The following is a 12,094-nucleotide window of genomic DNA, read 5'->3' as shown; positions in this document are numbered from 1 at the left end:
GACCGGTCACGTGTCCCCGGTTTCGCCCGGGTCCTCCGCACGGACGGTCAGGCGGTCGTCGCTCAGGCGGATCGTCAGCAGCGAGCCGGGGGAGACGTCCTTGGCCAGGCGTACGACCTCGCCCGACGGGTGCTGGACGATGGCGTACCCGCGCTCCAGCGTGGCCGCGGGGGACAGCGCGATCAGGCGGGCACGCAGGTGGACGAGATCGTCGGAGGCCCGGTCGAGCGAGCCGGACAGCGAGCGCCTGGTCCGGTCGCGCAGCGACTCGACCTGCTCGGCCCGGCGCTCCAGCTCGCGCACCGGGTCGGCCAGCGAGGGGCGCGAGCGCACCGACGTCAGCCAGGACATCTCGCGGTCGAGCCAGCCGTTCAGCACCCTGCGGCCCCGGTCGCGCAGCTGGCGCACCAGCGAGAGCTGCTCGCCGACGTCGGGCACGACCTTCTTGGCCGCGTCGGTGGGGGTGGACGCGCGTACGTCGGCCACCAGGTCGAGCAGCGGGCTGTCCTGCTCGTGGCCGATCGCGCTCACCACGGGGGTGCGGCAGGCGGCCACCGAGCGTACGAGCGTCTCGTCGGAGAAGGGCAGGAGGTCCTCCAGCGAGCCGCCGCCGCGGGCGATGACGATCACGTCGACCGAGGAGTCGGCGTCGAGCTTGCGCAGCGCCTCGGTCACCTCGCCCACCGCGTAAGGCCCCTGGACGGCCACCTCCTCGACCTTGAACCGCACGGCCGGCCAGCGCCTGCGGGAGTTTTCCAGCACGTCGCGCTCGGCCGCGGAGTCGCGGCCGCAGATGAGCCCGATCGTGCCGGGCAGGAACGGCAGCCGCCGCTTCCTGTCGGCGTTGAACAGCCCCTCGGTGGCCAGCAGCTGCCTGAGCCGCTCCAGCCGGGCCAGCAGCTCGCCCACGCCGACCGGGCGGATCTCCAGCGCGGTGAAGGCGAAAGAGCCCCTGTTGACCCAGAAGTCGGGCTTGACCTGCATCACGACCCTGGCGCCGTCGGCCGGCCTCGGCACGGCGGCCTCGTAGACCCCGCGGGGGGTGGTGACCTTGGCCGACACGTTGGCGACCGGGTCGCGCAGGGTCATGAACACCGTGCCGCCACGAGCGCTCAGGTCGGTGATCTGGCCCTCGACCCAGACCGTGCCGAGTCTGCCGATCCAACCGCCCACCATCTGCAGGACCGTACGGATCGGCAGGGGAGACTCGGGTGAGGTCTTCTCGCTCATGCCGGAAGACTACGGGGTCGGTACGACCTACTCTCCGGCCTGCAGCTTCGCCAGGCGGTTCTCGAACATCTTGATCACCTCGGGCCGGGACTTCGTGGCCTTCTCGAAGGCGAGGAAGTCGCTGATCTGCTCGGCGGTCTTGCCGCGCATCCTGGCGCGCAGGGACGCGACGGTCATCTCGGAGTAGCCGGGCAGCGGCTCGGCCAGGTCCACGGGGGCGGCCGCGACCGGCTCGGGCGCGGCGGCGGGCTCGGGGGCGCGGGCGGGCTCCGGCGCGGACGCGGGCTCCGGGGCCACTGTCGCCTCGGGGGCCACGGCGGGCTCCTCGGTCGCGGCGGGCTTCTTGGCCGCGGCGGGCTTCTTGGTGGTCCTGCGGGTGCGCTTCGGCTTGGCCTCGACAACCTCCTCCGCGACGACCTCCTCTGCGACGGGCTCCTCCGCGACGGGCTCCTCCGCGACGGGCTCCGCCTTGACGGCTTCCTCCGCGACGGCGGCCTTCGGCTCGGCCTCCACGGCGGCGGCCTTGGGCTCGGCGACCTCGGCGGGCTTGGGCTCGGCCTCCTCCGCGACGGCGGGCTTGGGCTCGGCCTTGGCGGGCTTCTCCGCGGCGGCGGGCTCGGCGGCCTTCGCGGCCGCGGCGGGCTCCTCCGCGGGCTCCTCCGCGGGCACGGGCTTGGGCTGCTCGGTCGCGGCGGGCTTGGGCTCGGCGGCCGGGGCGGCGGTCTCGGGGTTGGCGGTGGCCGCCGACTCCGACTTGCCCGCCGGAGCGAAGATGACGGGGTCGGGCTTGGTCTTGGCGACACCGTTGGGCTCGGCGGCGCTGGGCCGCGGCGCGAAGATCACCGGCTCCTTGCGGGCCGGCTTCTCCTCCTCCGCGGCCGGAGCCGCGGCCACCTGCTCGGCGGCGGAGGGGCGCGAGTCGCGCGACTCCTCTTCCTGCTCCTCCTTGCTGCCGAGGCCCTTGATGGAGTTCTTCACCCGGTCCACGACCAGCAGGGCCTGCCCGGCCGCGCTGAGCGTGGTCTGGATGAACAGGAGCGGAAGGTCCTTGGCCTTCTCCTTCAGCTCGTCCTTGTTGGTGACGGTCTTGGCGATGTTGCGTATCACGTCGCTGAGGGACATGACGTCTCCCTGGGAGGTCAGTAATGGACGGCCAGTCTGGCAAACCGCGGGCAACCACGCACGCGCGGGCCTGATGGCCGCTCCACGTAGCATAGAAAGTATGGAGCCGCAGACCCCCACTTCCCGCCGAGTACTCGTAGCCAAGCCACGTGGCTACTGTGCCGGAGTCGATCGAGCCGTGGTAGCGGTCGAGAAGGCCCTGGAGCAGTACGGTGCGCCGATCTACGTGCGCAAGCAGATCGTCCACAACACCCACGTCGTCAAGACGCTGGAGGCCAGGGGCGCCATCTTCGTCGACGAGACCGAGGAGGTGCCCGAGGGCGAGATCGTGGTGTTCTCGGCCCACGGGGTGTCCCCGGCGGTGCACGACGAAGCGCGCCGGCGCAGCCTGCGCACCATCGACGCCACCTGCCCGCTGGTCACCAAGGTGCACAACGAGGCCAGGCGGTTCGCGAGCCAGGACTACGACATCCTCCTGATCGGGCACGAGGGTCACGAGGAGGTCGAGGGCACCTCCGGTGAGGCCCCCGACCACATCCAGCTCGTGGACGGGCTCGATGCGGTCGGCAAAGTGCAGGTCAAGGACCCGAGCAAGCTGGTCTGGCTGTCGCAGACCACGCTGTCGGTCGACGAGACCACCGAGACGGTCGCCCGGCTCAAGGAGCGCTTCCCCACGCTGATCGACCCGCCGAGCGACGACATCTGCTACGCCACGCAAAACCGGCAGGTCGCGGTCAAGGAGATCGCCGCCGAGGCGCAGCTGGTCATCGTGGTCGGCTCGGAAAACTCCTCCAACTCCAAGCGCCTGGTCGAGGTGGCCAAGGACTACGGGGCCGAGGCCTCCTACCTGGTCGACAACGCCTCCTTCATCCGCGACGAGTGGCTCGAAGGCGTCACCACGGTCGGCGTGACCAGCGGCGCCTCCGTTCCGGAGGAGCTGGTCGACGAGGTGCTGGAGCGGCTGGCCAAGCACGGGTTCGACGACGTGACCCAGGTCGAGTCGGTGCAGGAGAGCATGCGCTTCGCCCTGCCCCACGAGCTGCGCAAGGACCTTCGGGCCTCCTAGTCGTCCCCGCGCGGCGTCCCGTAGACCTTGGGCTCGAAGTAGCCCTCCGGCTCGGGCACGAACGGCTGGCGCGGGCGCGGCACCTCCGCGCCCGCCTTCAGCTCCTCCCGCAGCTCGCGTACGTTGTCGCGGAGCCCGCGCCGCCACGCGACGCCCAGCACCACGGCCGAGCCCGCGAACAGCCACGGCGCGCCCTGCGTCAGCGACGTGTAGAGCCCCAGCGCCAGCGACTGCACGATCGACACCGAGCCGAACGCGCGCCCCAGCTCGACGAAGAGCGTGGCGCAGAAGAACACCAGCGGCGGCGTCACCACCAGCGACAGCAGCTCGCGCCGGTTGACCAGGAGCACGCCCAGCAGGCTCGACAGCACGAACGCCGCGCCCACGACGTACTGGAGGTCGAGCAGGGTCGCCAGCACGTAGCCCGCCAAGGTGCAGACCAGGGCGAGCGCGATGGCGCCGCGAGCGGTCAGCCTGACCGCGGAACGCCTCTTCTCACCCAATGCCCCACCCCCGATTTATTGCGACCCGTTGGCCAACTTACCGTTCGAGTGGGAAAGCAGAGGCGAGGTTTCCAGCAGTTCTGGGGACGCCAGGGGTCTGGGCAGGCCTTCGAGCATCTCAGGAGAGTCGAGATCGCCGTCCACGACGCCCAGATCGTGCAGCTTGCGCGCGGTGACCAGGACGCGGCTTTCGAGTGATCCGACCGACTTGTTGTACGCCTCCACGGCCCGCGTCAGCGCCCTGCCGAGCGACTCGACGTTCCTGCCGAGGGACGAGAGCCGTTCGTAGAGCTCCTTGCCCAGCTCGAACACCGCCCGCGCGTTCTCGCTCAGCGCGGCCTGCTGCCAGGCGTAGTGCGCGGTGCGCAGCATCGTGATCAGCGTCGTCGGCGTGGCGATGTGGACCCGCCGCGTCATCGCGTATTCGAGCAGCCCGGGATCGCGCTCCAGCGCCGGGGCCAGGAACGCCTCGCCGGGGATGAACAGCACCACGAACTCCGGCGACGGGTTGAACCCCTGCCAGTAGGACTTGGCCGCCAGCCGGTCGATGTGCTCGCGGACGTGCCGGGCGTGGGCGTCGAGCCGGACCGTGGCGAGGCTCTCGTCGGACGCCTCGGCGGCCTCCAGATAGGCCGCCAGCGAGACTTTGGAGTCGACCACGATGTTCTTGCCGCCGGCGAGCCTGACGACCATGTCGGGGCGCATGGAGCCCTCGGTGACCTGCTCGTCGAAGTCGCAGTAGCGCTGCATGCCGGCGATCTCGGCGACCCTGCGCAGCTGGAGCTCGCCCCACCTGCCCCGCGCCTCGGGCCGCTGCAGAGCCCTGACCAGGGCCGTGGTCTGGGAGCGCAGCTGCTCGTTGCTCTGCCGTACGAACTCCATCTGCTTGGCCAGCTCGGCGCGGGCCGCGCGCTGGCCGGACTCGGTGTCGCGCAGCTGCGACTCGACCCGGGCGAGCGCGTCCTTCAGCGGCTCCACCAGGTGCTCGACGGCCTGCTTGCGCTGCTCCAGATCGCCCGTGGCCTCGGCGCGGCTGGCGGCCAGCCTGGTCTCGGCCAGCTCGAGGAAGCGGATGTTGTTGACGTCGAGGGCGCGCGTGGACAGGGCCTGGAAGCGCTCGGCGAGCTGCTCCTCGACGTAGACCAGCTTGTCGGCGGCCGACTTGGCCCGCGCCTCGGCCTCGGCCACCCGCACCGCGGCCCGCGTCCTGGCCACCAGGAACCCGATGACGAACCCGGCGCCCAGACCTACGACAAGCGAGACGACATCCACTCGATCGATGATTGCAGGACTCCGGCGCGCCGTTCCGGCCCGACACGCTCGTTACGCTCAGCACGTAAACTTGGGCTCCGTGAGTCTCTCTATCGGTATCGTCGGTCTGCCAAATGTCGGCAAGTCCACGCTCTTCAACGCGCTGACGAAGTCCGGCAACGCGCTCGCCGCGAACTACCCGTTCGCCACCATCGAGCCCAACGTGGGCATCGTGGGCGTGCCCGACGACCGGCTGCCCAAACTGGCCGAGATCTTCAGCTCGGCCCGCATCCTGCCCGCCAAGGTCGAGTTCGTCGACGTCGCGGGCCTGGTCAAGGGGGCCTCGGAGGGGCAGGGCAGGGGAAACCAGTTCCTCGCCAACATCCGCGACACCGACGCGATCTGCCAGGTGGTCCGCGTCTTCAGCGACCCCGACGTCACGCACGTGGACGGCGACATCTCGCCCAAGCGCGACATCGAGACCATCAACACCGAGCTGATCATGGCCGACCTGCAGACGGTCGAGAAGGCCATCCCGCGCCTGCAGAAGGAGGCGCGCAACAACAAGGACAAGAAGTCCGCGCTGGAGGCCGCCGAGGCCGCGCTGAGCGTGCTGGAGACCGGCAAGACCATCTTCGAGAGCGGCCTCGACCGCGAGGAGCTGCGCGACCTTCACCTGCTGACGGCCAAGCCCTTCCTGTACGTGTTCAACCTCGACGCCGACGAGCTGGGCGACTCCGCGCTCCGGGAGCAGCTGGCGACGCTGGTCGCGCCCGCCGAGGCGGTCTTCATGGACGCCAAGATCGAGTCGGAGCTGGTCGAGCTCGACGAGGAGGAGGCGCTGGAGCTGCTCCAGTCGGTCGGCCAGGAGGAGTCGGGGCTGCGGCAGCTCGCCAGGGTCGGCTTCGACACGCTCGGCCTGCAGACGTACCTCACGGCCGGGCCGAAGGAGACCAGGGCCTGGACGATCCCCAAGGGCGCCACCGCGCCCGAGGCGGCCGGCGTGATCCACACCGACTTCCAGCGCGGCTTCATCAAGGCCGAGGTCGTCTCCTTCGACGACCTGGTCGAGGTCGGCTCCATCGCCAACGCCCGCGCGGCGGGCAAGGCCCGCGTCGAGGGCAAGGAGTACGTCATGCGCGACGGCGACGTGGTGGAGTTCCGCTTCAACGTCTGAGCAGGGCCCGGGCCGGGGTGTCCCGTGCGAAATCACGGAAAGCCGCCGTTCGTTACGGTAAGTTACCGACGGTGACGGCGGAGATGCCCCACTCAGACGTCTGATCCCGGGAATCGGTAGGACGTCTGATCCCGGGACAACTGATGCGTCAACCACTTTGGGCCCCCGCGCGTCGAATCGTCACGGCGTTCACGCTGACTCGGGAGGCCCTCAATGATCCGTCGCATCATCCGGAAACGACGTCCTGCACCCACTCTCGCGGGCATCAGCCTCGAGGAGGAGCTCGCCCTGATCAGGGTCGAGCTCATGTACGGCCTGCGCGTCAACCGCGAGGCGTACCTCCGCAGGAAGGTCGAGGAGCGCAACGAGATGGCGACGCGCATGCGCGAGCGGGACGCCGCCGACATGCTGGCGGACCTGCGCGGCTCTCTGGAGCGGGCGGTGCAGCCGACGGTCGTCTCCCTGGACCGGGGGGCCCAGCCGACGGTCGTGGACCTGCACAGCAGGCGTCAGCCGCGGCCCACCCAGGACCCGGAGCCCGCCTGACATCCTGACTCCGCTCCCCGATCCATACCGAATCCGCAGGTAGCGAGAGTCCATGCCCGACAGGACAGGAATCCGTGGCTGTCGCGCTATGCCAATTTAGGTATCTGGCCTGGTCAAAAGATGTTTCCACCGGGAAGTCTCAGGAATCGGCAATGAGGCCTGCCCTGTGACCCGGTTTGCCGTCAGGGCGGTCATGCCGCAGCATGGGCGTGGCTTTCCTGGAACAATGGCGGAGACCGGATAGGGTGACTACTTCACCGCGGATGATGGGGATCGGCAACGGACGACACCGCGCCAGCCGGGGGGATCGGCGCGAGCGGAGGCGTGATGGCTCGTAGGTCTACCGTCCAGCACGATCCTCGGATCGCTGGCGACCCCGAGCTTTCCGCGCGCCTTGACACGGCTGACTTCGACGCGCCGCCGCCTCGCAGGCCGCGGCGCGGCGGCTGGTCGGGCGGGGGCGGGCGGTGGTTGGTTTGGGCCGGCCGTGTCATTCTCTGGGCAGTTATCGTGGTTGTCGTGGTGAATGGGGTTCGTGCCCCATTTGAGCGATTCACCCAACAAACGAGCACGGCGCCCAATAGCGTCGCGCCTGCTCACCATGGTTTTCCGGCCGACCGGGGCATGGCTTTCGCCGCCCAGTTCGCCGGGGTCTATCTCAATTTCAGCCCGGACGACGCCGCGAGCAGGTCGCGTAAGCTGGCCGCTTTCCTGGCCGAGGGCATGGATCCGCAAATGGGCTGGGACGGCTACGGCAAGTTCGCGGCCGTGGCCATCCAGCCGTACGACATCGATGCGAGCGACGCCCACAACGCCCTGGTCAGCGTGGCCTTCCAGTCGGGTCCGCGCAGGTTGATGCTGTCGGTCCCGCTCTACTACTCGGGCGACGACGCGGGCGGCAGGTTCGCCGTGGTCGGCCGTCCCGCGGTGCTGCCCGCCCCGTCCCCGGCCGACGTGCCGCAGGTCGCCGCGCCGGAGACCGACGAGGCCACCGCGAGCGAGCTCAAAGAGCAACTGAAGGGTTTCTTCACCGACTACGCCTCCGGCGACGCGGCCGGGTTGCAGCGTTACGTCGCCGCGGGCCGGACCCTGCCGAGTTTCGGCGGCACGTTCACGTTCAGGGAGCTGAAGAAGGTCGTGGTGCCTGTGGGGGGTGCCACCCGAGAGATCCAGGCGGTCGTGGTGTGGGTCGTGCCGAACAGCGAGCCGTCCGCCACCCCCGACGCCACCGATCCCGCGGCTGTGGGCGGCACGCTGGAGATGGCCTACCGGCTGACCGTCGAGAAGCAGGGCGACAAGTGGTTCGTCGCCGACATTCGCGGTGCCGGCCGGGTCGTTGGATAGAGGCACGGCCACGCCGCTCATCGGTACCCCCCGGGAGGACAAGAAGTGACCTTGAAGACCGTTCTGCTCCACCTGATCGAACTGACGCCGACGCCCCCGGCGACCGGCCCGGACACCGGGGGTCTCGCCAACTTCCTGCGGGGGTTCTTCGCCCCGCTGTTCCTCGTCGTCGTCTCCGTGGTCGCGCTCTTCTTCCTCTTCACCCGCGAGATCACACGTTTCGTGCAGTTCTTGATACTGGCTGTGGCCATTGGCGTGATCTTCTACGTTCCCAACATCATCGAGGTGACGGCGAAGGCGATCGCGGGCGCACTGGGCATCAAGTAAGGGTTGAGACCGCTCCGCGGCGGTCATGTACGAGCGGGTGGAGAGGAGGACCGGCGTGGACCTGCCCACATATACGAACATCTGGCGGATCGAGAAGCGGCTCTACAAGCTGTACGACCTACGGCTGCCGATGCCGCTGCCGATCGTCTGGATCGGCGTTTTCGTCGGGGTGTTCGTTCCGTGGTCGCTCCTGCTGGTCCTGGTGGGCGTGCCGGTGGAGATGCCGTGGCACGTGCTCTACCTCGTGCCGCCCGGGATCGTGACGTGGCTGTCCACCCGTCCCGTCATCGAGGGCAAGCGGCTCACCGAGCTGCTCGAGTCCCAGCTCCGCTACCTGGGCCAGCCGAAGGCGTGGTACCGCCTCGCGCCCATGTCGGAGCCCGAGACGATCACGTTCTCCGCCCGCGTGTGGCGCACCACCCCCGCGCGGGCCAAGTCGAAGGCGCCCCGCAAGGTCCGCCAGCCGCAGCGGCGGCGCGAGGGCCAGCGGATCGCCGGCCCGCGCCAGGTCCGCCCGGCCGTCGCGGCCGCGGCCGCCGCCGCTTCCCAGGCTCCCGTGTCGGAGCAGAGCACCGGCCGCTGGGGCACCCGCCGCGGCACCGCGCCCGCCCTCAAGGCCCGGGTACGCGAGACGGCCCCGCCTCCGGCACCGAGGGCCGGGGTCGGTGCGTTGCGGCGCGAGGAGGCCCTTCCAGGCGGCCCTGGACGCCACCAGGACGCCCTGCCACCCGACGTCCACGAGGGCGCCGAGGCGCCTGTCCGTGAACGCGCGGACGCCAGGGATGCCGCGGCTTGGGAGCGCGGGAATACGAGAGACGCCGCGGCTAGGGAGCGCGGCGACGCAAGGGATGCCGCGGCTTGGGACGCAAGGGAAGCCGCCGACCGTGAGGCGGCCGGGGCGGCCAGGGAGGCGGAGCCCCACAAGCCCGCCGCGGTGAAGCCCATCGACACCGAGGCGCTGCGGCGGCTGCGCCGGCTCGCGGCGAGCGCCGAGGCCCCCGCCGAACCTTCGGGACGCATGGAGGGCCAGCGGCGGGACCGGGAACGGCCCGAGGACCGACCCGAAGAACGACGCGAGGACCGGCCCGAGGCCCAGCGCGAGGAACGGCGCGAGGACGAGGTCGCGCGGGACCAGCACCGGAAGGGGCAGCCGCCTCGGCTGGGCCCGTCACTGGTGCTGTCCGGCTCGCAGCGCGTCTGGCCGCCGCTCAACCCCGACGCCAAGCCCCTGCCTCGGCCCGCCGCCACCAGGCCCGGCACGAGCTCCTCCGACCCCGCATCCACCACCCCGCCCCAACAGGACACGGCGCCGACCCCAAGGGCCGACACGCCGGGTACACCGAGCCCTGAGCCCAGCACGACGCCAGGTGCGCCGAGCAGCGTGCCGAGCACGACGGCTGAGACGCCAGGTGCGCCGGGCACGACGGCTGGGACGTCGGGCACGGCGGGCGACGCGCCCGACGCATCGGGCGACGTGCCGGGCGCGGTCGGTGACGCCCCGGACGCCGGCGTGCCGCAGCCGGTGGCGGAGGTCCCGGATGCGCACGGCAGCGTGGACACGCCTGGAATGGCGGACGACGGGCCGAAGGGCGACGCGCCGGAGACGGTCGGCGACTCCACGGTCGGCGACTCCACGGTCGGCGACTCCACGACGGGCGATGCCACAGTTGGCAGTGCCACGATCGGCGACTCCACGGTTGGCGATGCCATGGTCGGCGGCGCTGCCGAGATGCGCGACGGCATGGACGCGCCTGGTGCGGCCCCGAAGAGCGATACGCCGCCGCCGGTCGCTGAGGCCGCCGAAGGACCTGACGGCGTGGATGCGCCCGAGGACGTGGAAGCGCCGGTTGCGGCGCAGGCGGAGCCGGAGCGGGGCGTCCCCCAGCGGGCCGCCGAAGTGCCCGGCGGGGCTGACGCGCAGGAGCCCGATGCGGCCGATGAACGGCCCGAGCGGTCTACAGCTGAGCGTCCCGGGCGGCCGACGGCTGAACGACCCGAGCCGTCGACGGCTGAGCGGTCTGAGCGGTCTACGGCTGAACGGTCCGAGCGGTCGATGGCTGAGCGGCCCGAGCGGTCTACGGTGCGGCGACTCCCGGCGAAGGGTGATGCGCCGGGTGCGGTCGTGCCCGGCACGCGCGGCGACCGAGGCGTGACCGCGCCTGGCACGCGCGGCGACCGAGGTGCGGGTGTGCCCGACGCGCGTGGTCCCGCGGCCGGTGATCGGCGCGTGGCGGCGGCGGGCGCCGACGACTCCAGGGGCACGATGGCGGGTGCTGCTGAGGGCCGGGGCGCCGTGACAGGCGCCGCTGACGGTCGAGGCGCGGCGGCGAGTGCAGGCGATGGCCGGGGTGCGTCGAGTGCCGGTGACGGTCGGGATGCGGCGGCGAGTGCAGGCGATGGCCGGGGTGCGTCGAGTGCCGGTGACGGTCGGAGTGCGGCGGCGAGTGGAGGCAATGGCCGGGGTGTGCCGGCGAGCGCCGGCGATGGCCGGGACGGGGGGGCGGCGCATGAGCGTGGGGGCGAGTTCGTTGCTCCCGTGCCCGTCCCTCGCCCAGGTGAAGGCCGGGTGCGGCGGGTCGAGTCGGTGGTGGGGCGGGACTCCGGAGGGTGGCGGAGGATCGCGCAGGTGGTCGTCGGCGGAGGCGGCGTCAGGACCGACGGGTCCGAGATCGACGAGGCCAGGGCCAGGGGCGTGTTCGGCGGCAGCCGCAGGATCGTGGTCCTGGGCTGCACCGGCGGCGCCGGTCAGAGCACGACGGCGCTCATGCTGGGCCACACCTTCGCCAAATACCGCGACGACAGGGTCGTGGCCGTCGACGCCAACACCGGCGGCGGCACCCTGACGAGCAAGATCCAGCCGGAGACGCCCGAAACACTCACCTCGCTGCTGTCCGGGCTCGACCGCGTCAGCGGGTATCTCACCATGCGTGGGTACACCACGAGGACCGCCTCCGGGCTGGAGGTGATCAGCGCGGACACCGACGCGGGCGCCGAGCAGCGGCTGAGCGACCGGTCGTTCTTCTCCGACCACCGGCTGGGCGAGTCCATGCGCCTTCTCGACCGCCACTACAAGCTCGCCGTCATCGACCCGGCCGCCGCGCTGGCTGCCAGGCTCCTGCCGTACGCGGACCAGCTCGTCCTGGTGGTCCCCGCGAGTGAGGAGGCGTCCGAGGCGGTGGCGATGACGTACGAGTGGCTCGACGGGCACGGCTGCGCGGAGCTGCGCAGGCGTGCGGTCATGGTGGTCAACGGCGTGAGCAGGCGTTCGATGGCCGACGTCGAGCAGGCGGAGTCGGTGGCCAGAGGCAGGTGCCGGGCCATCGTCAGGGTCCCCTGGGAGGACGGTCTGGCGCCCGAGGGCGCGGAGGTCGTCGACCCGGGGCAGTTGCGCGCGGCCGGCAAGCGGGCCTATCTCGCCCTCGCCGGCGTCGTGATCGCGGGCTTCGCGGCACAGGCACAGACCGTCCGACCGAGCGAAGAGGAGTTGGCGAGTGACCCCCCGGGCACGAGAATCGGTGAGCGATAAGT

General features: G+C 71.1%; 10 protein-coding genes. 6 read left to right on the top strand and 4 right to left on the bottom strand.

Features of this window, described 5'->3' with window-relative positions; all coding sequences use genetic code 11:
- Nucleotides 1-6: 6 nt before the first annotated feature.
- Nucleotides 7-1,230 (bottom strand): exodeoxyribonuclease VII large subunit, encoded by a 1,224-nt coding sequence (gene xseA / locus ACFKCF_RS29585; protein ID WP_394498533.1) that lies wholly within the window; start codon nt 1,228-1,230, stop codon nt 7-9.
- A 27-nt stretch (nt 1,231-1,257) separates the two neighbouring features.
- Nucleotides 1,258-2,352, bottom strand: a complete 1,095-nt coding sequence (locus ACFKCF_RS29580) for a hypothetical protein (protein ID WP_394498532.1) — start codon at nt 2,350-2,352, stop codon at nt 1,258-1,260.
- A 100-nt stretch (nt 2,353-2,452) separates the two neighbouring features.
- On the opposite strand from ACFKCF_RS29580, the gene ACFKCF_RS29575 reads away from it, so the two are divergent.
- Nucleotides 2,453-3,418: a 4-hydroxy-3-methylbut-2-enyl diphosphate reductase gene (locus ACFKCF_RS29575; RefSeq protein ID WP_394498531.1), complete on the top strand. Its 966-nt coding sequence runs from the start codon at nt 2,453-2,455 to the stop codon at nt 3,416-3,418.
- Here the strand turns inward: ACFKCF_RS29575 and ACFKCF_RS29570 are convergent.
- Together ACFKCF_RS29570 and ACFKCF_RS29565 are read right to left on the bottom strand one after the other, a co-directional pair.
- Nucleotides 3,415-3,921 (bottom strand): DUF6542 domain-containing protein, encoded by a 507-nt coding sequence (locus tag ACFKCF_RS29570; RefSeq protein WP_394498530.1) that lies wholly within the window; start codon nt 3,919-3,921, stop codon nt 3,415-3,417. The two genes, ACFKCF_RS29575 and ACFKCF_RS29570, sit on opposite strands and share 4 nt — an antisense overlap.
- 15 nt (nt 3,922-3,936) lie before the next feature.
- Complete coding sequence (locus ACFKCF_RS29565) at nt 3,937-5,193, bottom strand: DNA recombination protein RmuC (protein WP_394498529.1); 1,257 nt, start codon at nt 5,191-5,193, stop codon at nt 3,937-3,939.
- A 79-nt stretch (nt 5,194-5,272) separates the two neighbouring features.
- On the opposite strand from ACFKCF_RS29565, the gene ychF reads away from it, so the two are divergent.
- The 5 genes from ychF (at nt 5,273) to ACFKCF_RS29540 (ending at nt 12,092) form a co-directional block, all read left to right on the top strand.
- A complete protein-coding gene (ychF, locus tag ACFKCF_RS29560; RefSeq protein ID WP_387836043.1) occupies nt 5,273-6,349 on the top strand; it encodes a redox-regulated ATPase YchF in 1,077 nt (358 codons plus the stop codon).
- A gap of 213 nt (nt 6,350-6,562) precedes the next feature.
- Entirely contained in the window at nt 6,563-6,895 is a 333-nt protein-coding gene (locus tag ACFKCF_RS29555) for a hypothetical protein (RefSeq protein WP_394498528.1), read from the top strand.
- A 624-nt stretch (nt 6,896-7,519) separates the two neighbouring features.
- The gene (locus ACFKCF_RS29550; protein ID WP_394498527.1) at nt 7,520-8,239 is read left to right on the top strand and encodes a conjugal transfer protein; all 720 of its coding nucleotides are present in this window, start codon (nt 7,520-7,522) and stop codon (nt 8,237-8,239) included.
- Between the two features lie 45 nt (nt 8,240-8,284).
- Nucleotides 8,285-8,566, top strand: a complete 282-nt coding sequence (locus ACFKCF_RS29545; protein ID WP_185068535.1) for a hypothetical protein — start codon at nt 8,285-8,287, stop codon at nt 8,564-8,566.
- Between the two features lie 55 nt (nt 8,567-8,621).
- Nucleotides 8,622-12,092, top strand: a complete 3,471-nt coding sequence (locus ACFKCF_RS29540) for a TcpE family conjugal transfer membrane protein (RefSeq protein WP_394498526.1) — start codon at nt 8,622-8,624, stop codon at nt 12,090-12,092.
- Nucleotides 12,093-12,094 lie beyond the last annotated feature (2 nt).

The sequence above is a fragment of the Nonomuraea sp. JJY05 genome, assembly GCF_043496855.1.
GTDB lineage: Bacteria > Actinomycetota > Actinomycetes > Streptosporangiales > Streptosporangiaceae > Nonomuraea.
This window is presented reverse-complemented; position numbering and strand designations above follow the sequence as displayed.